Here is a 21,831-nt window from a genome sequence, read left to right on the forward strand (position 1 = left end):
AATGAATTATCCTGTTGTCTTTCTCACCTCACGGGATGAGTTTAAAAACCTACGCTTTTGGTATTGTAGCATAAAGAGGAAGTTTTTTGCAAGGAATTTTGTAAATTTTTATTTTTTAGGAAAATGGCAGAGCAGGAAAGGCGAACTCAATTGTCTATCCAAGCTCTTCTTCCAACTCTTTTTCCACCTGCTTCTGACGGTAGGTATTTACCCAAGATACTATGTTCAGCAATAACAGAACAAGACAGGTCATAGAAATAAAGAATATTAAAACGACTGCCCAAAAATGTCCATCCCAAATACCAGTATAATGATGACCATAGGTCTGGTAATTGGTCCAAGCTATTACAATTGTTGTGCCACCAATTATCCCTCCTAGATAAAGGTAACCTTTCCAAGCAGGCCCCCGTTCCATATCTATCCCCTTCTTCCAGTAACCGTAAAAGAGATAGACCGAAACTACCAACATGGCAAGCAGTTCAAAAACATAGGTATCAAACGACCATTTTAAGACAAGGCGCTTGATGAGAAATGAGAGAGGCAAAAGAATATTCATGGTCCTGCCCACCCAGGCAAAGACTTGGTTTTCTTCTTGTCGCACACGTTCATCAGTCACAATTTTTTTCATTAGTTGGTTCCTCCCAAAATAATTGATCTAAACTTTTCCCTAAACAATGGCAAATCGATAGACAAAGACTAAGACTGGGATTGTATTTCCCCGCCTCAATCAGACCGATGGTCTGGCGGGTCACTCCGATAGCCTCTGCCAAGTCCCCTTGGGTCATGTCTTTTTCTACACGAGCCAGCTTAAGCCGTATGTTCTTCATATCATAGCCGTCCTCCTTGCGTATTTTTATAGTTATATTATACACTATATTTTCTATTTTGCAATATATACCTTACATTTTGTTTGGTTTTTTAACAAAAAAGAAGACAGTCCTGCCTTCTTAAAATATTTAATCTTGACTTATCCCACACTCTTAATCCGTTTCTTAATCTTCTGGCTAAACTCAATCATCCTCCGCTTTTCCTCCGGCCAGATTTTGGTCACGCGGTCAACAGCAATTATGAAGATGATTACCGCAGCATAGTCCTTGGCTTTTTCAATCAGACCAACACTTTCAGCAACTACTAAAAGTAGATAGAATGTGAATAAAATAGTTCGTTTGGGTAACGCCATCAAAAACTCAATCCCTGCCTTATAGCCCAGATAAATCTGCCGATTAAGCCCTTTGGCCTTTTCCAAACGACGATTGAGAAAGGCACGAATCCGCTTGTAAAACCAATCCGAAGTCAGAAAAAGTGATTGGGCACCAATTACAATCAAAGAAACATTATTGGCATGTTCTTCCTTAAGCCCTAGCGCTCTAGTCACAACATAGGTCCAATCACCATTATCAATACAGATAAAAATAGTAAAGTAAACAACCGCTCCCGCTACTATAACAAGGGGAAGGGCACGGATATATTTCAACATATAATAACCTCTCTTGGACAAATCTTAGAACCTATATTCATAAACAAAGTGTTCTTATGCAAGAAATCGTTTTTGCTCATCAAGGCAATTTTTTGAAGGAATACTTGACTAGTTTCACTTTATTGCTTCGACGAGTAAAAAGCTCCTGTGGCAGTTTTCGCCTACCACCTAATTTGTCAGGAATCTCCTTTCCTTATCTCCACCTTCAAACACTCCAATGGAAGCGATGAACGGTGAACACAGGTTCTTATATATATTGTAATATGTTATACCAAGTACGGTCAAGCAGGGGCTAGAATTTCAGATACGACAACTGTACACCCTTAGCATTTTTTACTTACCCCAAAAAGGGGAGTGGGAAAGAACTCGACCAAGATAAAAAGAGTTCGTCAACAAGTCCTTATTTCCAGTTGTTGATCTGAAACAGTCTATCCCCAGACTGTTTCACTCCCACCCCCGCACAGCTCAAAAGGTTCACTGAACCTTTTGAGGTTGGAAATAGAGCGAACTTTGTTCGCAACAGTCGTAATGGCCAGATTTGGAGTGCAAAACACGAACAAATCTGCCAATCAACCACTGCGCTGAGATGTTGACACGAACTCTGAGTAGTGGTCCTGGGCTTTTTGCCCAGCCTTCTCTTTTCATCTAAGCAAACTAATAAAATAAATCTTATTTTTCCTCTTTTAACACCAGATTTAACACCAAGGCAGCCAGGGTCCCTGTTGAAATACCTGATGAGAAGACCATTTGAAGAGCTGATGGAAGATGACTCAATAATTCTGGACGAACGGTCACTCCAATCCCCAGCGCAAAGGCAATGGAAATAATCAAGAGCTCACGATCCCCAATTTTTACAGTTGCAAGAGTCTTAATCCCTTGGGCTGCAACCAAACCGAACATGATAATCCCAACACCACCAAGAACAGGCTGAGGCATGATGGAAATCAAGGCTGATAATTTTGGAAAGACACCAAGTAGAGCCAAGATAATACCTGCTAAAATCATGACATGACGACTAGCAACTTTTGTCAAAGTAATGAGGCCAACGTTTTGTGAGAAGGCTGTATTTGGACCAGCACCAAAAACACCTGCAATCAAGGAACCAACACCATCTGCCAGAACACCATTTGCTGCCCGCTCAGAAGAAATCTTTTGATTTGAAGCTTCTCCAATGGCCATCATAATTCCCACCGTACCAATCAAAGATACGACATAGGCTGGAATGAAGGCTAGAATAGAAGATAGGTCAAATTTTACACCATAATGGAAAATTTTAGGAAGAGCAAACCAGGCTGCTTCTCCAACAGCAGACATATCTACTTTTCCAAGCAGAATACAGAGGACATATCCAAAAACCATCCCAAAGAAGACAGAGGCTGTTTTCAGCATTCCTTTACCATAATGATTTAATGCCAGAGTAAAGACCAAGACGATAAAGGCAATACTGATATTTTCAACTGAAGCATAGTCTGAAGCGCCAGCTCCACCAGCTGCCCAGTCCATACTTACTGGCATCAGGGTAATACCGATGAGAGATACAACAGTCCCTGTAATCAATGGCGGAAAGAAGCGCATCAAGGGTTTGACAAAACGACTGAGAGCAATCTCTACAAATGAACCAGCAATGGTTGCTCCTACAATACCTGCAATCCCGAGCTGGCTACCAACACTGATAGCTGGATTGGCAAAGGTAAAGTCCGTCCCCATCATACCAGAGACACGTGAACCTACTGGCCCAACACCTTTAGATTGCAAAATGGTAGCAATACCAGCAACAAAGATAGAGGCTGATACCATAATTGAAGTATCTTCGACTGACAATCCTAAGGCACTTGCAACGACTAGAGGAACTGCGATGATTCCTGCAAAAGCTGCTAAAATATGCTGAAAAGCAAGCAAAACAGCCATCCCTTTTGGTGGTTGTTCATCAATTCCATAGAGCATTTCTGAAGAATGTTCATTTGTTGTTTCCTGAGACATGATTTCTCCTTCTTTATTCCTAAATAATGGTATTAGTCTATCAGAAAATATGAACAAGTTCAATACATTTTAACTAATATTTTCTAAAACGTTCGTATTTACATCTTGTTTCCTCTTCTTATATACAATGTTTTAACATTAAAATTCGCTTATTGTTTTGATTTTGGCAAAAAAATGCTATAATACACAAAAGTATCATTTGGAGGAGAAGATAAGCATGAAAGCTTTGGAAGAACGCATTTTAAAAGATGGTCAGGTATTAGGAGAAAATATCTTAAAAGTTGACTCATTTTTGACCCATCAAGTTGATTTTCGCTTGATGAAAGAAATGGGGCAGGTCTTGGCAGATGCCTATCGCTCTAAAGAAATTACTAAGGTTGTCACAATCGAAGCCTCTGGTATTGTACCAGCCGTCTATGTTGCAGAAAGCCTAGATGTGCCAATGATTTTTGCTAAAAAGCATAAAAATATTACTATGACCGAAGGCATTTTGACATCTGAAGTCTACTCATTCACCAAGCAAGTTACTAGCACCGTTTCTATTGCTAGCAAGTTTTTGTCACCTGAGGACCGTGTTCTAATCGTTGATGACTTTTTGGCCAATGGACAAGCAGCAAAAGGCTTGATTGACATTATCCAACAGGCTGGAGCGCAAGTGGCTGGGGTTGGTATCATCATCGAAAAATCCTTCCAAGACGGTCGCCAACTCTTACTGGATGCAGGTGTCCCTGTTACTTCACTCGCTCGTATTGAAAAATTTCAAGATGGACAGGTTGTTTTTGCAGCTGCGGATATTTAAAAGGACTTGCTTCCAATCGGGAGCAAGTCTCTTCTATTATGGCTTCGAGCCAGTTTTTCTCGTAGAGAAAAACAAGAAAACCACCAGCTATGCTGGTGGCTGCCAAGGCTTTGAGCCTCCATTTCTTTTTCCTGTTATAATCTAATTGTTCAGGTTAGATAAGGAGGAGTAAACTAGTCCAGTGGACTAGTTTAGCATGGCTAAAACCAGTTACAGTTTATCACATACCAAATGGATGTGCAAATATCACATAGTTTTCACACCTAAGTACCGAAGAAAATCCATTTACTACAAAATTAGACAGGACTTAATTGATATTTTCCGTCATCTATGTCAATACAAAGGCGTGGAAATCATTGAGGGACACATGATGCCAGACCATGTTCACATGTTAGTCAGTATTCCTCCAAGGCTAAGTGTATCAAGTTTTATGGGCTATTTAAAAGGCAAGAGTGCTCTTATGATGTTTGATAAACACGCCAATCTCCCTATAAATTTGGTAATCGTCATTTCTGGGCAGAGGGATATTATGTAAGTACGGTTGGACTTAATGAAGCCACAATTAAGAAATATATACAAGAACAGGAAAAACATGATATAGCACTTGATAAGTTAAGTGTAAAAGAGTATGAAGATCCCTTTAGGGATAATGGCAAGTAGTACGAATGCCTCTTTAAGAGGCTAGTGACGAGTCAAAAGCAGTGAGGCTTGAACAAAGTGAAAGCCAGCGTCTTTAGGCGCTGGCTGGTGATGTGGGCTTATAGCCCTTGTTCAAACCACCCGTTTGACGGGTGGTCATGATTATCTATAATTCCACCCCAAAGACTTCTAATTGCTTTAATTCGGCAGCAGTCAACCTGCGGTATTCCCCCAAAGCTAAGCTGTCGTCCAATACCAAGAGCCCCATTGATAGTCGTTGCAAGTCTGTCACCGTCTTTCCACAGGCCTGCACCATGCGTTTGACCTGGTGAAATTTCCCTTCTCGGATGGTGATATCAACGAGCGAGGTCTGCTTAGCTTCATCTGTAGAGAGGATGGTCAACTGGGCTGGCTGACAGGTAAAGTCTTTCAGCTCCATTCCTGCCGCAAATCGTTCGGCATCCTCTTGGGTCATGATCCCGTCAACCTGGGCACGGTAGAGTTTATCAACATGTTTTTTCGGAGAAAGCATGGCATGAGCCAGCTGACCGTTGTTGGTCAAGAGGAGCAAGCCATGGGTATCGATGTCCAAGCGTCCAACTGGAAAGACTTCCTTCTGGCGAGCTGTATCATCTAGCAGGTCCAAGACAGTCCGATGACGGTCATCCTCGGTTGCTGAAATAACTCCTTTGGGTTTGTTCAATACATAATAAACAAATGTCTCATGGCTCAAGACCTGGCCTGCTACTGCAATCTGGTCCGTCTTTTCGTCAATCTGTTGCTTTGGGGACGTCTCTACTTGATCGTTGACTGTGACTTGCTTGTTTTTCAGGAGTTTCTTAACTTCTGTCCGACTGCCAACACCGCAATCCACTAAAAATTTATCTAATCGCATACGAGTTTCTTTTCCATTTTGATATATTCTGCTTGCTTTTCTCTTTCTGTAAATCCAAGAGCATGAAAGAGGGTTTGAGCTGCTTGATGAAAGGTGGCAACTGTCAGTTTGATACTAGCTGGCTGAACATGTTCCACTATGTAGTCTTCAATAGTCTGGTAGAAAGCTCTGCCATTTCCCTGACCTGTCAAAGACGGTTTCATGCCTAAATGAATGTCAACGGCCTCGCCATCTTGGTCAAGACAGAAATAGCCCATGAGGGCGGCATTGCGGATGACTGCAAAAAAGCGATCCCCACGCGCCTCTGGTGAAATCATCTCAGCATAAATCTTGGGGTTTGCACTAATCGTATAGGCATCCAAAGGTGGTTGATAGCGCCATTGATTAGCAATTTCCAATGCCAGATCCTGGGGTAAGGGCATGATGTAAAAATAATCCATTCTTCGGAAATTTTTTGCCAAATTTTTAATCCGCCGGTTTTGGGTGGCGTAATGATCTGTCTGATAGACATAATCCGCATAGCCCAACTGATAGGAGGGAATCATGTCCTTAAAAATCAACTGAACATCCTCGGGAAAGCGAAGTATTAATTCATTTAAGCGGTTGTTTTCTAACATAAGAATATTATACCAAAAAAAGAGCGGAAATCCGCTCCTACTTCTTCAGTTGTTTATAAATCAAGCCTGCGCTTATCAAGGCACAGCCGATGGCGTAAATGCCAAAGGCTCCTGTTGGGGTTGGGTTGAGTTTTTCCAGATAAGTCGGCAAGATGGCAGATGTGGCTCCGCCGATATTGCAGCCCATAAGGACGATTGTCATGACTGCATTTAGCAAGGCCTTCGGCGCTCGGTCTGTTACCTGACTAAAGACAATGGTTAGAATGATGCTGTAGAAAAATCCTGACACCATGCCACTGAGTCCCAGCACCCAGAGATTATCCGCAAAGGCAATGCCGACAACCGCGAGTCCAAAGACCACGTAGGAAACCGCTAAAAGCCAGCCCTTCAAACGACCAACCAGGCTACTAAAGACCGTCCCTGCCACAATCCCCATGACCTGCATAAGACTGAGAATGAGACTGGCTTGCTGAGCAGTGCCGATGCCCTTGGCTAAAACAATCTGAGGGATACGAATGGTCAGGAAGGTATTGACATTGATAACAAAGAAGGCTAGAAAGGCTAGGTAAATCCCCATCATCCACATGGTCTTGCCCAGTTTGACCTTGGGCGCGTTCTCCTCAACCTTTACCTCCATGCGAGCCAGCAATTCTTCCTTGGGAACAAAGAGAAGGAAGAGAGCCAAGATGACCAAGGCAAAAAGATAGACCAAGAAGGCAGATTGCCAACCAAACTGGGTCAACCAACCGACAAGGAGGGTAAGCCCTGCGCTTCCCAAAACCTCTGCTGAACCACGCAAGCCCATCATCTGCACCCGTTCCTGACCGGTGAAAAAATTACCGATGATATTAATAGCACGCGCATTGATCAAACCAATCCCCAAACCAAGCAAGATACGAGCCAATAAAATCAGAGGATAAGCGGTTAGAAACACCGGTAAAGCTCCACCGATTGCCATCAACAAGAGCCCTACAATGATAATCTTTCGTTCAGACAAGAAACGGACAACCAAGCCATTCATCAAGAGGGCAGCCATAATAGCAAAAGAGGTCACCGTAATTAAGTTTTCCACCTGGGCCGCTGCAATTCCCTGCTGGGCAAAATGCTCAATCATCTGTGGAATAGCTGGCGAGACAGCAAATGTCGAAACCAGCATGGTGGATAGGGCCAGCAAACTGGCTTTTTCTAAAATTCTTTTCATTTTTCTCCCTTTCAACGTTCGTCTTTTACTAGTATAACAGATTTGAAAGCGAATGGATAGAAAAGTCCGACTTTTATTCTCTCCCATTTCATGCTATACTTATCTTAACTATATTCAAAGGAGAGAATCATGTCTGTTATTGAACGATTGACAAAAGCTGCCCATTTGATTGACATGGATGACATCATCCGTGAAGGGCATCCAACCCTACGCCAGGTCGCTGAAGAAGTTGCATTTCCTCTATCTGATCAGGAAATTATTTTAGGCGAAAAAATGATGCAGTTCCTCAAACATTCGCAGGATCCTGTCATGGCTGAAAAAATGAAACTCCGTGGCGGAGTTGGTCTAGCAGCACCTCAGATTGACGTTTCCAAACGCATCATTGCTGTCTTAGTCCCAAATCCAGAAGATGAGGAAGGCAATCCACCTGCCCAAGCCTACTCCCTCCAAGAGGTCATGTACAACCCTAAAATTGTGGCACATTCTGTCCAAGAAGCGGCTATGGAAGGAGGCGAGGGCTGCCTATCCGTTGACCGCGAAGTCCAAGGTTACGTAGTCCGCCATGCGCGCGTGACTGTTGACTACATGGACAAAAATGGAGAAACACACCGTATCAAACTCAAAGGCTTTAATGCCATCGTGGTCCAACACGAAATCGACCACCTCAACGGTGTCATGTTCTACGACCGCATTGACCCAGAACACCCATTTGCCGTTAAAGAAGGCATGTTGGTAATTGAATAAACATAAGAAACTGACTGAATTGATTTTCAGCCAGTTTTTCTTTTTTTTTATGAAAATAGCAGAGCAAACTGCCTAAAAATTTCCTGCCCATCCAAAATCAGGTCTTGAAAGAGGAGATAGTCCAGCAGAGCCAGCAAACCAGCTAGTAGGATGAAAACCACTAAGCGGTTTGAAAACCGAACTTGCAAAAGATGATTGAGACTGACTAGCACAATTTCCAAGACAAGCAAGCCAAGCACCATCCACAAGAGATAAGGAGCATTTGGCAGGAACCAAGCCCAGAGTTCCTGTCCCCTCAAGAGTTCAAGAAAAATCCCCTTCTCCGAATGAGAAAGCAAGACAAGGCCATCTTCCAGATAACCAATTCCTCCGATCAGACTATTGACTAGGAAAAGACTGACTAGAAAGAGCACTGTAAATCCTAGTGCCTGGCCCAGTCCCAGCAACCACTTGGTGAGTAAAACCTTGCGCAAATTCACAGGCTGGGTCTGATAGAGACGCCAGTTTTTCCCTGCAACCTCTACCGCCTTACCCCGACTGCCAAGCCAAACCGCCAGCAAGAGCACCACCAAATAGGTCGGACCATCAAAAAGAGAGCGCAGGCTGCCGATACCCGACAAATCTCTGGAGCGGTCCCAAGAGGGATCGTCTACTGGAACCAAGGCATCATTGGTGTCAAAACGATTTTCCAAGCTGGTCAAAATGACATCCTTGCCCCGCTTAGTTGCTGGCACCCCAGCCTCCATCAGCTGCTGCCAGTAATACTGACTGACCTGATTGCGGGTCTGGTAACGGCGAAGATTATCTACCGTCTGGCTGACCCCAATATCACCATTGGCAAAAGCCCTTTCCTCTCTAGCCCATAAATAGACCTGCTCTGCCCCCAGCATAGCAAGGTGACTGGCCGGCAGTGCCTGAGGTTTTTCCTGATAAACCTGCCATTGCTTGACATAGAGGTCCTTATAGATATGGTATTCCTGCAGAAGCTCCACTCTCAGCTCCAACTCCTCCTGATAGCTCGCGTCCTCTTTGACCAACTGCCTCAGACGGTTGATTTCCGACTGCAAACTCTCCACATAGACCCCATCCTGCTCATAGGACTGGGCAACCAACTCCATCGAAACCCTCTCCTCCTGGGCAACCTCTTGCTTTTCTAGTCCCGTCAGTAGGGAAAATAGCAGAGCTAAGAGCAAGTTTCCTAAGACGAGCCCTTTCCAAGTCTTGAGCCGACTAAGGATGAGTATTTCAAAAGACCAAACCTTGTCCAAACGCCCTGTGTCCAACTCCTTCTGATGCCCCACGGTCAGGACCAGCCTTTTCTTTTCTGTCAGCACATAATAAGCAACGAAAAGCCCAATGGTCAGCAAGACGAAGACATCCACCGCTACAAAGACCTGTGAAAATGCACCTGTGTCTAAAAAACTCGGAAAGGCTAACAAAGGCAAAACTTGACCTGACCAACCAGCTACTGCACCAGCCTGATAGGAAAGAACCACAGCCAATAGTAACCCCGTCACCACAAATGTCAGCCGACTGGCTAACAAGTGGTCCAAAAATCCAAAAAGTAGGCGAACAGCTAGAAGCAAGACCAGCCAAAAACCAAGCAAGATAAGCCCGTAAAGCCAAGAGCCTATCAACTGACTCTGACCTAAAATCTCAAGAGGAGCTTGAAAACTAGATAAAGCCAACTGACCTGTCAGCCCATCATAGACCAGGATAAAAAGCAAGCTCAGCCCAACTGCAAAGAGTAGCGATAGCATGGAGGCAACCAAACGCCTGATCCCCTGCAAACTCAGACTATCCCACTGCCGCAACTGCCAAACTTGATGCGCCAGTGTCTTTTCTGACAGTTGATTGGCAAGTAGAAAACCAAGCACCAAAAATACAGGAAGAAAACCAAACAAACTTTCTAAGTAGGCTTGAACAATACGCCCTGTTGACCAAGCCTTGTTTTCAGGACCATCAGGCACTTGATACTCAATCAGCCAGTCATTCCATCTGGCCAAACGTTCGACTTCCGTTTGTGTCAAGGAATTCCGAGTTTGAAAAAGCTGTCGATTGCGGCTGATAAAATAATCCAGGTCTTGATACATGAGTTTGCGGTAGTTGGGGATAGCTTCAAACTTCCCCTCATCTAAGGCCTGACCGACACTTTCTATATCGGATTTCAAGCCCAGCATCCGCGGTGCTTCTTCTGTGCCCTCCTCAATTTTTATCTCTGCCAAGACACTGGCCAATTCACTCAGTTCTTTTTTATAGGTTTCCACATAGGTCGCTTGGTGGACTTGGCGCTGAGAAATAGGAAGGTAGGCCAGACCTAGAAAACCCAGCAAGAGCAGGCAGTAGAGAGGCGACCAGAGGATTTTCTTGATTTCAAAGTTCAGCCTCATGTCCCCTCACCACCTTCCTCCACGTAGAGATCACGGTAGAGGGATTCCATATAGTCGCTGGCTTTTGTAAGGCCCGCCACCTGCTGGATTGGAATACGATCCAGACAGTCTAGTAAATCTCTCTCAGGCAAGAAGATTTCCACCAGACCCTGCTCTGCCTTTTTCCACAAGAGTTGAGGATAATCCCGTAAAAATTCCTGAACCTGCTTGGAGTTTTCCACAGCAAGATGGTAATCATAATCCGCCGTCAACTCCACTTCTGTGGCAATCAACTTGCTGGACTTGAGGAAATAAACCTGATTAGTCAGCTTCTCAATCTCCGACAAATGGTGGGAAGAAAGCAAAATGGCAACACCTTCTGCTTGTAGGTTTAGAAGAAATTCCCGCTGTTGAATAATATTGGTCGGATCCAAGCCGATATGGGGTTCATCCAGCAACAAGAGCTTGGGCTTGGGAAGGACAGCCATGGCAAAGAGCAGCTTCTGCTTCATACCCATGGAATAGCCAGCCACCCGCTTTTTGACATAGTAGCCCATCCCCAATTCTTCCACTAACGCATCCACTTCCTTTTTCCCCAGCTTGTGGGTGGCAGCCACATAGGTCAGATGGTCGTAACCCGTCAACTGTGGATAAAGGGCTTGGGCATCCAACATGACAGACATATCCTGAAAAATCGCTCGGTCACTATTAGGACGACCATTGATGGTTACCGACCCACGGTCAGCGGTTTCTGTGTTGCTGATGATATTCAGGAGGGTGGATTTTCCCACACCATTGGGACCGACTAGGGCAACCAAGTCCCCCGCTTGTAGCTCAAAGGACACGTAGGACAAGACCTGGTGGGCACCGTATCGCTTGCAGACATCAACTACTTTTAGCATAGAAACTCCTTTCTTTGGGAAATGGCAGGTTTTGTTTAATATAATAATATTAAATAAAAGTATCCAGAACAACAAAAAGTGGAAAGAAAGTGTCTCTCCACTTAATAATACTTTACCCCAATATTACAACACATAAAATATTTAATTAATTTTTCTTAAAAATCAATTGATAAATATTTTTGACCTCCAAATAGATTGACAGCTCCCCAAGGAGAATTTACTCCTACACCAATTAATACCGAACCATTAGCTCTCTGTCCATAAGGAATAGAACTTGTCCAAGTTTTTCTGTCAGAAATAGTATTTGGAAACCATGCCCAATCAGTAAAATACATATTCGTTACACTCCCAGATGTAGGATTAGAGTATCCAGAAGCATGGAAAGTTACATTAAGAACGTGTAACCCCGCTAGAGAATGACCATTTATATGTCGTGTTGCATTTACATAGCCCGCTGAAACAGGCTGAGCCTGAAAACAGATAACCAGTAAAGTTATCAAAATTGCTTTTAGAGAAAATTTTTTCATTAGAAACACCTACCTATTCAATCTAATACAATCTACTGGGGATTTTTGACATGCCTTGTAAATCGGTAATAGTCCACTTGTGACAATCACACCAAAGCTAACTAGAGGTAAAGTAATCACATTTAAAATCATAACTCTCACAATATCCCTTATGTCTAAATCTAACGAAAAAGCTAGCAGAACCACTAATAAAAATGATACTAATAAAGCCATTGAACCGACCGATATAGCATATTGGACCAACTCTCTATAATAAAAACGTCTGACTGCCTTACTATTAAACCCAATCGCTTTCAATATACCTACTTCTTCTTTACGAGTATTACTCACTTGGAAAAAAACGAAAAATAAACATAACCCCATAAGCAACAGGATGACTAGACCTATATATGTCGATACTTTTCTGACATAAGCTAGGATATCTTTCAGACTCTGATAATCTTCTGCCGAGGAAACAATTGTTACACTAGGAAGTTGTTTAATGCGGTCTATTTCCTCAGAAACAGCTGTGCTATTTTTTATTTTTATATGATAGGCACTTGATTGCCAACTAGAGACCGATAGCCCTCCTAATACTTCTGGAAGTTCCTCGTCCTGTTGTAATTCCTGCTGCAAATGTAGCATTTCATCAGCCATCATGAAGAAACTATTGCCATAAATTGAATATTGGAAAGGGTAGGAATTTTTTAATATCCCAATTATTTTGAACTCTCTTCTCTGTTTAACGTAGATGTTGCCGTCACTATCTAGGATTTCCCCTGTATCAGTGGTCATTTCCCCTTCATAAAGAGCTACTGGTACATAATAATCTAATGTTATTCTTGGAAAAGTTCCCAACTCTGAAGATAAGTTTTGCGTTGCAATAAAACTTTCAGATACAATCAATCCTTGTTTCGTAGCTCTATCAATATACTCGATATTTCTCTCGGTCATATTCGTTTGAAATAGTGGCTGTATGCTGTACGGAGAAGACAAAGTAATCGTTTTTCCATTAAGAGTTATTTCAGGATTGATTTGCTGAGTTGATTGTTCAGGATTTTCAAAAGTCAATCCTTGATAAGGAAATTCTAAGTACGGGGTGACATTCAAAATAGCCACTGAATCCGCTAAAAATTCCACCTCATCAGTCGTAAATGACAAGAAATCATCATAAACTTGTTTCCCCTTAATCCCCAAGTTGTCATTCATGACTAAAAATCCATTTTCTAAAGAATTATCCAATAATTGCTGATAGTGAGACTGAAATAAACCAGTAATATTAAACATCATACTACTCAGGGCAACAAAGAAAATAAGTAAGCCTGTCACAATTTTGGAAATAGGGAATTTTCTCTTTGGTAAATCAATTTTTTGTTTGATCGAAAGATTGTAGATATCTCTGGCTCCCTCTTTTTTAAATGTATTTTTTTCTTCCTGTTCAATTCTTTGATCTAAAAATCTAATATGAACATCTCCGTATTTTATCACTTCATCATCATGAGAAACAATAATGACTATTTTCTGATAATGATGTGCCAATTCTACTAAAAGATTCGTAATCTTCTCTCTATTCTCCTTGTCAAGCGAATTTGTGGGTTCATCTGCTAAAATAATATCTTTATCTGTAACAATAGCTCTAGCGATGGCAACTCTTTGTTCCTCGCCACCTGATAAATCATAAGGGAAAGTGTATTTTTTATCTAATAAACCTAATTTTTTTAAACACTCATCCACTCTGTCATCTAAGTCATCAGCTTCACTTTGACTCTTGACTAACAATGCTAAATTATCATAAACACTGAACTGCCTTATTAAATTCTTTTCTTGGAAAATAAATCCAATATGTTGGGCAATGAAATTTGAAACTGCTTCCCCATCAGTCAAGTTAAGCGGATGACCATCGTAAGAATAACTCATATCTCCTAAATCAGTTGCTATTAGACCAATTTTGTTTAGTAATGACGACTTTCCAATACCTGAAGGGCCTGAAATCGTATATACGTTTCCTCTCTTAAACTGTAAAGAAGTCTCATTTAACAGGATTCTAGAACCATATCTAAGAATAATTCCATCAATCTCTAACATAGGTTTCCTCTCTTATATATGTTTATGCTTAGTAGATTTGCTAGAAGACCCCAATTTAAAATATGTTTCAGAGATAGTATCAAAACGAACCCTTACACTAAATATTGACATCCTCATATAGCCACTTTTACGGCTCCCTACCCCACCAGATGAGTGGCCGGCTGGGTTTCAAATGGATTTTCTTCTGGCAGACCAAAAATACGAATGACCGAGATAAGTAAGACCAATATAGCAATTGTCGTACATACAACCTTCTTTTTCATCTTTCCCTTCCTCCTCTCTGATGGGATTTTTCTTGAATACCTCAACTCCTACCAAGAATATCGTTTCCGTTTTTCCTTTCTACCCGATAAAAATCGATGTATATTTTTATACCATTATGATATACTATTTTTACAAATATTGTCTATTTTGTTACATATTTTCACAGTTTTTTGAAAGGAGTAGATTATGCGGTGGGATTACGGAAGTGTGTATAAGAGCATTCGGAAAAGTAAACGTTTGAGTCAGGAGCAGATTTGTGGGGATTATCTCAATCGGACTACTTTGGTTCGTTTTGAGAAAAATCAGACTATTCCTAGCTATGAGCTCATGCGGTTCTTGCTCAAGCAGGTGGATATGACCTTCGAGGAGTTTGAATACCTCTGTAACTACTACCAGCCCAGCCAACGCCAACAATTGCTCTATGATATAGATAATCTCAGAAATCCGACCACTAAGATGATGGAGAATTTGATAAAGCGTTGCCAGGACCACTTGAACAAAGAACCAGATGATGGTCCTATCCGTCGAAAATGTCAACTTTTAGAAACTGTAGTGGCAATTCGAAACAGTACCTCTTTCAATCAACTTTCCGAAGAAGCTGAAACCCTTTCTAAGCTCCTCTGGTCAGAATTGGAACGATATGACAACTGGTACCATAACGATATTATCTTGGTCGGAACTCTTCTGTCTAAGATTTCTTCCCTTGATAGCCTTGAAGAAACTGCCAATCTTCTTCTTAAACGATTGGAAAAATACAAGGATTACAAGCGAATCCAGCCCACCATACTGTCATACTATCAGTCTCTTTCTTATTTTTTCTTGGAGCAAAAACAGTACAACAAGTCTACTTTTTTTGCCACCAAACTCATGGACCTAGCCAAGCAGGAAAAACGCTATGACCAACTAGCCCGTGCCTATGTCTATCTAGGTATAGCCCAAAACAAGCAAGAACTGGTGGAAAAAGGGTTACAAATCTTGGAACTGACAGACGAGAAAAGGCTAGTCGACAACCTCCAATTTCTTATCAAACAGCACCAAACTGACTGAAATCTCGGTCAGTTTTTTATGTGAGTACGAAAAAACGACCCTTTCGGATCGTTCTACTTTATATCTTAATAATATTCCCCTTGTCTGTAGTCCCAAGAGTTGAAATGATCTGACAAGTGCATCATGATTTTGTCGATGTCCAACCCTTTGCGGATAACAACTGGGCATGGGCTGATAGAACGGCTATCTGCACCTTGTTCTGGAATCAGTTTACCATCTTTGTCTACCATAGACACCATAACCCCTTGCTCATAGCGGGTTTCAACGGTCTTATCTGGCTGGATAGAGGCCACATAGTCATCCGCCTCGATAATCAAGTCCACTTTAGAAGCGATACGCTCACCGATACCTTCTACCTTGCCACGATTTCCCTTACCTGATGGATTGGCAGAAGAAGCGTAGACCATACGGCCTTCCTTTTCCCACATTTCCTTAGCAATCTGCTCGCCTGCTACACCAAACTTGATAACAAAGCAAGAAGTACCACGAACGTCGGTCATCAACTCTTCACGACCATCGCCATAAGCCTGCAACTTAGCATAAGCCTCTGGTTTCCAAGGCAGGATACAACCCAACAAAATGTCCTCATCCCAATGTTTTTGGTAGAAAGCATCAATCTCAGGAGTCAACTGAGCTAACTCACGAAGCTCCTCCATGCTCCCACAGAGCACCACACCCGGCTTATTACGCTTACGCTCTTTAGCGTCAAACTTCCGCTCCAAACCAGCCTTGTCGGCAGTCATGATAATATAACCAACCTTAGTCGGGCAGACAATCACGCCTCCCTCCCCCTTGATAATGTCAAATCCTTCTTGTGAAAGTGCGCCATCCCAGTGAATTTGTTTCGTCATAATAGTTTCCTCTTTTCTTTTGTTCCATAGCAGAGCGATCTGCTTGTTTTCTAATCTTTATTTTATTCTTGCCAGTAGCTTGGGCGATTCCCCTCATACTCAGTAATCAAATCCTGATACTGAAGGGTAATCCCAATATCATCTAAGCCATTGAGCAACTTGTGTTTCCAGTCTTGTTCGATGTCAAATGGGAATTCCCCAAAAGGCGTCCGTATCAACTGTTCTGCCAAGTCAACCGTGATTTCTTGGTCAGGAGCCAGCTGAGCTAGTTGGTCCCTGACTTCTTTGGGCTGGATAATGGGCAGAATGCCATTGTTCAAGTCATTGTTGTAATGAATATCTCCAAAGGAGCCTGCAATGATAACCTTGAAGCCATAATCTGCCAGAGCCCAAGCAGCGTGTTCCCTAGAAGAACCTGCTCCGAAGTTATCCCCAGATATGAGGATACTAGCGCCTTGATAGTCAGGCTGGTTGAGAATGAAATCAGGATTGTCCGTGTAGTTATCGTCCAAGTACCGCCAAGCATATAGCAAATACTTGCCAAAGCCCTTTTTGTCAATCAGCTTGAGAAACTGCTTGGGCAAGAGCTGGTCGGTATCAATATTATCATTCATGAGCGGAACAGTCGTCCCTATCCATGTGGTAAATTGGTGCATTAGACTCCCTCCTTGAGAATGTCTAGCTGTCTAGTGTCAACAAATCGTCCATAAAGCGCAGCTGCGGCAGCCATAGCAGGACTACACAAATGGGTCTTGGCCCCAAAGCCCTGTCGGTCTTCAAAGTTCCGATTACTTGTGGAGGCACAGTGGACACCTGCAGGCACCTTATCTGGATTCATGCCCAGACACATGGAGCAACCGGGATCCCGCCACTCAAAACCAGCCTCCATAAAAATCTTGTCTAGCCCAAGCTTTTCTGCAGCTCGCTTGACAGGGCGACTGCCTGGTACGACAATAGCCGTGACCTGCTCTGCTATTTTCCGCCCCTTAACAATCCTAGCTGCCAGCTGCAAATCGCTGAGGCGAGCATTGGTACAGGAGCCTAGGAAGACATAGCCAACGGGAATGTCCGCAGCCTTTTGCCCAGGAGCCAAGTCCATGTAAGCATAGGCCCGCTCGTCGTTGTGGTCACAGATGGCTGGGAAAGTTTCGTCAAAACTAACCCCCATAGCAGGTGTGGTCCCCCAAGTGACCATGGGGGCCAAGTCTGACACATCAAGGACTAGATGCTTGTCATAGACGGTGTCCGCATCCGAGTAGAGCTCCTTCCAGTCTGCCACCGCCGCATCGAAGTCCGCTGGTGCACACTCCCGACCTCGCAGGTAGTCAAAAGTGGTCTGGTCTGGAGCCATAATGCCCATCTTAGAGCCGAACTCAATGGACATATTGCAAATAGTCATCCGCTCTTCCATGCTGAGTCGGTCGATGACTGGACCAGCAAACTCCACCACATGACCCAAACCACAATCCACGCCGTAGCGGGCAATCAGAGCCAGGATAAAGTCCTTGGCATAGACGCCTCTTTGCGCCTGACCGACAAATTCCACTAGGAGTCGCTTAGGTTTAACCTGCCAAATGGTCTGGGTAGCGAGAACGTGCTCCACTTCAGAAGTACCAATCCCAAAAGCGATAGCTCCAAATGCTCCGTGAGTCGCTGTATGGCTATCTCCGCAGACAATGAACTTACCTGGCTGTGTCCTGCCTGTTTCTGGTCCAACCATGTGGACAATCCCCTGATGTTCCGAACCGTGGGCTGCGTGGGGAATGCCGAAATCTTCTATATTCTTAGCCAAGGCATCCATCTGAGCCTTGGAAATGACATCACGGATATTGTGAATATCAACGGTTGGGACATTGTGGTCAAAAGTCGCAAAGGTCAAGTCTGGGCGCCGAACAGGTCGCCCTGTATCCCTCAATCCTTGAAAGGCCTGGGGACTGGTCACCTCATGAACATAATGCTGGTCAACATAGAGGAGCTGGGGCTGTCCTTCCTGCCCTGTAATCACATGGCGATCCCAGAGCTTATCGAAAATGGATTTGCCACTCATGGTGACCTCCTTTCAAGCTGTTCAATAATAGCCGCTGTCATTTCTTTGGTAGATACGCTACCACCTAGATCTTTAGTGAAAATGCCCTCTGCAAAGACCGCTTCAACGGCTTGGCGAATAGTCTGACCTGCTTGGACCAAATCAAAACTTTCTTCCAGCATCATGGCAACAGATAGAATCATGCTGACAGGGTTGGCAATGCCCTGACCTGCAATATCCGGTGCCGAACCATGGATAGGTTCGTAGAGACTAGGACCTGCCACCGCGTGACTGGCAGAAGGCAGAACCCCTAGCGTTCCTGTTAATACGCTGGCCTCATCCGACAAAATATCTCCGAAAAGATTTTCCGTCACCAAGACATCAAACCGACTAGGATTGGTAATCAAAAGCATGGCTGCGCTATCCACCAACTGGTGCTCCAAGGTCACATCTGGGTAGTCCTTAGCCACTTCATCCGCCACCTTCCGCCATAATTTTGACGTCGCCAGTACATTTTGTTTATCAATGCTGGTGACTTTTTTTCGTCTTTTTTGGGCTAGGTCAAAGGCAGAGCGGACAACCCGTTCAATCTCTTCTACCTGATAGGTATTGCTATCGCTGGCTTGGTCAGTTTCAAGGATATGCTCTCCAAAATAAATCCCACCTGTCAACTCCCGTACCATGACCAAATCCACACCATCCAGCCTGTCGGCCTTCAGAGGAGAATAGTCTTTCAGGCTATCAAAAATTTTCACCGGACGGATATTGGCAAAGAGACCCAATTCCTTCCGAAGTTGAAGAAGACCTTGTTCTGGACGGACCGCCGCATCATCATATTGAGGGCTACCGATAGCTGCTAACAAAATCGCATCCGCCTGACGGCAGGCTTGCAAGGTAGCATCTGGTAGAGGATGGCCAGCCGCATCAATCCCAGCACCACCAAAAGCTCTCTCCTCAATCTCATAATCAAATCCTACTTGCCCAGCAACAGCCTCGAGAACTGCTAGGCCAGCCTCCATGATTTCAGGACCGATTCCATCACCAGCCAAGGCTACAATTTTTTTCGTCATACTTCCTCCTAGATGTGTGGCATGTCCTTCTCAGATAGTTTCTTATCTATCTGTCCACTATTTTCTTTTTGCACCATGACATTAGCATGGATATAGGCAATGGCAGAAGCCTTCACCACGTCAAAGTCAATACCAGAGGCATTAAAGATTGTTTCCGTTGCCTTGTTTTCTACAGCGACAAGCACACGCGCCTGAGCATCGATTCCATCGGTAATGGCGTCAATATGATACCGTTCCAAGCTAATCTCTTGGTGGAAAAATTGGTCAATGGCATTAAAGACAGCCTCAACAGAACCCTTGCCTGACTCTGCAACAACCACTTCTTCCTCATCCTGATTGATGAAGATGACCTGAGCCTGAATACTTCCGTCAGAGTGACTATCCAAACGTAAATCTTTAAATTGGAAGCCATCACGATTGCTAATTTCTGTCCCAGCTACTAGAGCTCGAATATCCGCATCCGTAATTTTTTCCTTCTTGTCTGCCAGTTTTTTGAAACGAGCAAACAAGCTAGCAACGTCTCCTTCTTCAAAATACAGGTCTAGTTCTTTCAGCTTTTCCACAAAAGCGTGGCGACCAGATAGTTTACCCAGTGGCAGCGAATTTTTCTTGACCCCTACCAACTCAGGTGTAATGATTTCATAGGTCAATGGATTTTTCAAGACACCATCTTGATGGATACCTGACTCGTGTGAGAAGGCATTGCCACCGACAACCGCCTTATTGCGTGGAATGGCAATCCCAGAGAAGCGAGAGACCAATTCTGAAGTGTTGAGGGTTTCCTTTAGAACAATCGAACTAGTCACATCATAGAAATCTTTCCGAATTTCAAGGGCAACAGCTACTTCTTCAAGGGCCGCATTCCCTGCTCGCTCACCGATACCGTTGATGGTCCCCTCGACACGACCTGCACCGTTTTTAATAGCTGAAAGGGTATTGGCAACAGCCATACCTAGGTCATTATGGCAATGCGGACTGAAAATAATCTCACGGTCCGATTTGACGTTTGTTGTCAAGTAACGGAAAATTTCTCCGTAGTGCTGAGGAGTCGTAAAGCCGACTGTATCTGGAATGTTGATGTAGGTCGCACCCGCATCTACCGCTGTCTGCACTACTTCTAGCAAATACTCCAACTCCGTCCGTGTCGCATCCTCTGGCGAGAACTCCACCACCTCAAAACGCTCACGGGCATAGCTGACATGTTCTGTGATTTGCGCCAAAATTTCTTCTTTGGTCTTTTGAAGTTTAAATTCACGGTGAATCGGACTGGTCGCAATAAAAACATGAATCTGCGGATACTTGGCATCTTTCAGGGCCTCATAACAAGCATCAATGTCTGATTTGACTGACCGTGCCAAACCTGTCACAGCCGTCTTGGTCATCGCTGCCGCAATCTGACGGACCGCTTCAAACGAATCAGGACTGGCCGCTGGGAAACCCGCTTCAATGGCAGAAATCCCCCATTTTTCCAACTGCTTGGCGATGGTCACTTTTTCCTTGATAGAAAAATTCACACCCGGCGTCTGTTCACCATCTCGTAAAGTCGTATCTAAAAATTCAATCACACGCATAAGAATACCTTTCTAAATAACCCTAACTTCAATATTAGGTTCTCTATCTTAGTTTTCAAAGTATACTAAGAAAAAGAAAACACCTCGAGGACTCCTACCTGCGAGATGTTGTCAACAGCGCCCGCTTGGTAAGCCAAACAGGACTAATGCATTCTTTCAGCACTAGCCCGACCGTCGCAACAACAAAGCAAAGAATTTTGTAGTGACAGGTTTCATTTGACTTTTCCTTTCAGTGTTCTGGAACCTGTATTCACAGTTCAGCACTTCCATCTAAGGCTAGTATTTCAGCTACTACTCATCGTTAGTTTTTTTCAAAATACGTCAGTATTCCCTCAAAAAACTGCCTTGATTAGCGAAAAACTTTCTCTTATATACAAGCACTTCACTTGTGAATACAGGTTCTTGGTTGTTTACAATAATACCTTACTTTTTTTCACTTGTCAATACAAATGTTGAAATTTTCTGAAAAATCCGAACAATGCGGCAATTCACGCAAATCCCTCCACAAATAAAACCAAACCTCATCAGAAGTTTGGTTTACAGTTCATTTTAATTCCGTCTGGAACTGCTAAAAATTGCCACCAGTAATACTGCTCCAAAGACTGATGGTACCAGGGCCATACCAGCAAACTGTGGACCCCAGTCACCAAAGAGCAACTGCCCAATCCATGAACCAGCAAGTCCAAGAATAATATTCCCCAGACAACCACGACGGTCATCTGACGAAGTAAGAGCACCTGCAATCAAGCCAATAATGGCACCTGCGACAATACTTGCTAACATCTTGT

19 protein-coding genes and 4 pseudogenes are annotated in these 21,831 nt (G+C 43.5%); 4 read left to right on the forward strand and 19 right to left on the reverse strand.

Annotated elements, in window-relative coordinates:
* Positions 1-41: 41 nt before the first annotated feature.
* From CWM22_11705 to CWM22_11720, 4 genes and pseudogenes are all read right to left on the reverse strand, one after another.
* Positions 42-223 (reverse strand): annotated as a pseudogene (locus tag CWM22_11705) (hypothetical protein).
* Positions 224-608: 385 nt separating this feature from the next.
* Entirely contained in the window at positions 609-827 is a 219-nt protein-coding gene (locus CWM22_11710; protein AUC92512.1) for a transcriptional regulator, read from the reverse strand.
* A 140-nt stretch (positions 828-967) separates the two neighbouring features.
* On the reverse strand, positions 968-1,477 hold the full coding sequence (locus tag CWM22_11715) for a hypothetical protein (protein ID AUC92513.1): 510 nt from the start codon (positions 1,475-1,477) through the stop codon (positions 968-970).
* 669 nt (positions 1,478-2,146) lie between these two features.
* Positions 2,147-3,457, reverse strand: a complete 1,311-nt coding sequence (locus CWM22_11720; protein AUC92514.1) for a purine permease — start codon at positions 3,455-3,457, stop codon at positions 2,147-2,149.
* A gap of 217 nt (positions 3,458-3,674) precedes the next feature.
* On the opposite strand from CWM22_11720, the gene CWM22_11725 reads away from it, so the two are divergent.
* Together CWM22_11725 and CWM22_11730 are read left to right on the forward strand one after the other, a co-directional pair.
* Complete coding sequence (locus tag CWM22_11725) at positions 3,675-4,256, forward strand: xanthine phosphoribosyltransferase (GenBank protein AUC92515.1); 582 nt, start codon at positions 3,675-3,677, stop codon at positions 4,254-4,256.
* A gap of 196 nt (positions 4,257-4,452) precedes the next feature.
* A pseudogene (locus tag CWM22_11730) lies at positions 4,453-4,916 on the forward strand (IS200/IS605 family transposase).
* Positions 4,917-4,937: 21 nt separating this feature from the next.
* Here CWM22_11730 and CWM22_11735 read toward each other — a convergent pair.
* The 5 genes and pseudogenes from CWM22_11735 to CWM22_11755 form a co-directional block, all read right to left on the reverse strand.
* Positions 4,938-5,036: pseudogene (locus CWM22_11735) on the reverse strand (PTS cellbiose transporter subunit IIC).
* Between the two features lie 25 nt (positions 5,037-5,061).
* Positions 5,062-5,790: an rRNA pseudouridine synthase gene (locus CWM22_11740; GenBank protein ID AUC92516.1), complete on the reverse strand. Its 729-nt coding sequence runs from the start codon at positions 5,788-5,790 to the stop codon at positions 5,062-5,064.
* Positions 5,781-6,230, reverse strand: a complete 450-nt coding sequence (locus tag CWM22_11745) for an N-acetyltransferase (GenBank protein AUC92900.1) — start codon at positions 6,228-6,230, stop codon at positions 5,781-5,783. Before CWM22_11745 ends, CWM22_11740 begins: the two co-directional genes overlap by 10 nt.
* A gap of 6 nt (positions 6,231-6,236) precedes the next feature.
* Positions 6,237-6,407: pseudogene (locus tag CWM22_11750) on the reverse strand (acetyltransferase).
* A 37-nt stretch (positions 6,408-6,444) separates the two neighbouring features.
* Complete coding sequence (locus tag CWM22_11755) at positions 6,445-7,608, reverse strand: MFS transporter (protein AUC92517.1); 1,164 nt, start codon at positions 7,606-7,608, stop codon at positions 6,445-6,447.
* A 129-nt stretch (positions 7,609-7,737) separates the two neighbouring features.
* Between CWM22_11755 and CWM22_11760 the strand changes: the two genes are divergently transcribed.
* Positions 7,738-8,352 (forward strand): peptide deformylase, encoded by a 615-nt coding sequence (locus CWM22_11760; GenBank protein ID AUC92518.1) that lies wholly within the window; start codon positions 7,738-7,740, stop codon positions 8,350-8,352.
* A gap of 47 nt (positions 8,353-8,399) precedes the next feature.
* On the opposite strand, the gene CWM22_11765 is transcribed toward CWM22_11760, so the two are convergent.
* The 4 genes from CWM22_11765 to CWM22_11780 all read right to left on the reverse strand — a co-directional run bounded on the left by CWM22_11765 (position 8,400) and on the right by CWM22_11780 (position 14,214).
* On the reverse strand, positions 8,400-10,742 hold the full coding sequence (locus tag CWM22_11765) for a hypothetical protein (GenBank protein AUC92519.1): 2,343 nt from the start codon (positions 10,740-10,742) through the stop codon (positions 8,400-8,402).
* Positions 10,739-11,623, reverse strand: coding sequence for an ABC transporter ATP-binding protein (locus CWM22_11770; protein ID AUC92520.1), 885 nt, complete (start codon positions 11,621-11,623; stop codon positions 10,739-10,741). Before CWM22_11770 ends, CWM22_11765 begins: the two co-directional genes overlap by 4 nt.
* A gap of 155 nt (positions 11,624-11,778) precedes the next feature.
* Positions 11,779-12,150, reverse strand: coding sequence for a hypothetical protein (locus CWM22_11775; protein ID AUC92521.1), 372 nt, complete (start codon positions 12,148-12,150; stop codon positions 11,779-11,781).
* Positions 12,151-12,159: 9 nt separating this feature from the next.
* Positions 12,160-14,214: a peptide ABC transporter permease gene (locus CWM22_11780; GenBank protein ID AUC92522.1), complete on the reverse strand. Its 2,055-nt coding sequence runs from the start codon at positions 14,212-14,214 to the stop codon at positions 12,160-12,162.
* A gap of 450 nt (positions 14,215-14,664) precedes the next feature.
* Here CWM22_11780 and CWM22_11785 point away from each other — a divergent pair, with 450 nt between their 5' ends.
* The gene (locus CWM22_11785) at positions 14,665-15,525 is read left to right on the forward strand and encodes a DNA-binding protein (protein AUC92523.1); all 861 of its coding nucleotides are present in this window, start codon (positions 14,665-14,667) and stop codon (positions 15,523-15,525) included.
* 65 nt (positions 15,526-15,590) lie between these two features.
* Here the strand turns inward: CWM22_11785 and CWM22_11790 are convergent, their stop codons facing one another.
* From CWM22_11790 to CWM22_11815, 6 genes are all read right to left on the reverse strand, one after another.
* Complete coding sequence (locus CWM22_11790) at positions 15,591-16,376, reverse strand: translation factor (SUA5) (GenBank protein AUC92524.1); 786 nt, start codon at positions 16,374-16,376, stop codon at positions 15,591-15,593.
* A gap of 62 nt (positions 16,377-16,438) precedes the next feature.
* Entirely contained in the window at positions 16,439-17,032 is a 594-nt protein-coding gene (leuD, locus tag CWM22_11795; protein ID AUC92525.1) for a 3-isopropylmalate dehydratase small subunit, read from the reverse strand.
* Positions 17,032-18,423 (reverse strand): 3-isopropylmalate dehydratase large subunit, encoded by a 1,392-nt coding sequence (leuC, locus tag CWM22_11800; protein ID AUC92526.1) that lies wholly within the window; start codon positions 18,421-18,423, stop codon positions 17,032-17,034. The genes leuD and leuC overlap by 1 nt, the downstream gene beginning before the upstream one ends.
* A complete protein-coding gene (leuB, locus tag CWM22_11805) occupies positions 18,420-19,472 on the reverse strand; it encodes a 3-isopropylmalate dehydrogenase (protein AUC92527.1) in 1,053 nt (350 codons plus the stop codon). The genes leuC and leuB overlap by 4 nt, the downstream gene beginning before the upstream one ends.
* An 8-nt stretch (positions 19,473-19,480) precedes the next feature.
* Entirely contained in the window at positions 19,481-21,043 is a 1,563-nt protein-coding gene (locus tag CWM22_11810; GenBank protein ID AUC92528.1) for a 2-isopropylmalate synthase, read from the reverse strand.
* Between the two features lie 549 nt (positions 21,044-21,592).
* The gene (locus tag CWM22_11815; protein AUC92529.1) at positions 21,593-21,826 is read right to left on the reverse strand and encodes a GlsB/YeaQ/YmgE family stress response membrane protein; all 234 of its coding nucleotides are present in this window, start codon (positions 21,824-21,826) and stop codon (positions 21,593-21,595) included.
* Between the last annotated feature and the right edge of the window lie 5 nt (positions 21,827-21,831).

This window comes from Streptococcus suis, assembly GCA_002831545.1.
Taxonomy (GTDB): domain Bacteria; phylum Bacillota; class Bacilli; order Lactobacillales; family Streptococcaceae; genus Streptococcus; species Streptococcus suis_P.

Excerpts from the sequence above, each read along its gene's own strand:
- CWM22_11780 (AUC92522.1), bottom strand. The coding sequence starts at position 14,214 with ATGTTAGAGATTGATGGAATTATTCTTAGATATGGTTCTAGAATCCTG.
- CWM22_11740 (AUC92516.1), bottom strand. The coding sequence starts at position 5,790 with ATGCGATTAGATAAATTTTTAGTGGATTGCGGTGTTGGCAGTCGGACA.
- CWM22_11770 (AUC92520.1), bottom strand. The coding sequence starts at position 11,623 with ATGCTAAAAGTAGTTGATGTCTGCAAGCGATACGGTGCCCACCAGGTC.
- CWM22_11810 (AUC92528.1), bottom strand. The coding sequence starts at position 21,043 with ATGCGTGTGATTGAATTTTTAGATACGACTTTACGAGATGGTGAACAG.
- CWM22_11760 (AUC92518.1), top strand. The coding sequence starts at position 7,738 with ATGTCTGTTATTGAACGATTGACAAAAGCTGCCCATTTGATTGACATG.
- CWM22_11745 (AUC92900.1), bottom strand. The coding sequence starts at position 6,230 with ATGGATTATTTTTACATCATGCCCTTACCCCAGGATCTGGCATTGGAA.
- CWM22_11790 (AUC92524.1), bottom strand. The coding sequence starts at position 16,376 with ATGACGAAACAAATTCACTGGGATGGCGCACTTTCACAAGAAGGATTT.
- CWM22_11775 (AUC92521.1), bottom strand. The coding sequence starts at position 12,150 with ATGAAAAAATTTTCTCTAAAAGCAATTTTGATAACTTTACTGGTTATC.
- CWM22_11785 (AUC92523.1), top strand. The coding sequence starts at position 14,665 with ATGCGGTGGGATTACGGAAGTGTGTATAAGAGCATTCGGAAAAGTAAA.
- leuC (AUC92526.1), bottom strand. The coding sequence starts at position 18,423 with ATGAGTGGCAAATCCATTTTCGATAAGCTCTGGGATCGCCATGTGATT.
- CWM22_11755 (AUC92517.1), bottom strand. The coding sequence starts at position 7,608 with ATGAAAAGAATTTTAGAAAAAGCCAGTTTGCTGGCCCTATCCACCATG.
- CWM22_11765 (AUC92519.1), bottom strand. The coding sequence starts at position 10,742 with ATGAGGCTGAACTTTGAAATCAAGAAAATCCTCTGGTCGCCTCTCTAC.
- CWM22_11715 (AUC92513.1), bottom strand. The coding sequence starts at position 1,477 with ATGTTGAAATATATCCGTGCCCTTCCCCTTGTTATAGTAGCGGGAGCG.
- CWM22_11725 (AUC92515.1), top strand. The coding sequence starts at position 3,675 with ATGAAAGCTTTGGAAGAACGCATTTTAAAAGATGGTCAGGTATTAGGA.
- leuD (AUC92525.1), bottom strand. The coding sequence starts at position 17,032 with ATGCACCAATTTACCACATGGATAGGGACGACTGTTCCGCTCATGAAT.
- CWM22_11720 (AUC92514.1), bottom strand. The coding sequence starts at position 3,457 with ATGTCTCAGGAAACAACAAATGAACATTCTTCAGAAATGCTCTATGGA.
- CWM22_11710 (AUC92512.1), bottom strand. The coding sequence starts at position 827 with ATGAAGAACATACGGCTTAAGCTGGCTCGTGTAGAAAAAGACATGACC.
- leuB (AUC92527.1), bottom strand. The coding sequence starts at position 19,472 with ATGACGAAAAAAATTGTAGCCTTGGCTGGTGATGGAATCGGTCCTGAA.
- CWM22_11815 (AUC92529.1), bottom strand. The coding sequence starts at position 21,826 with ATGTTAGCAAGTATTGTCGCAGGTGCCATTATTGGCTTGATTGCAGGT.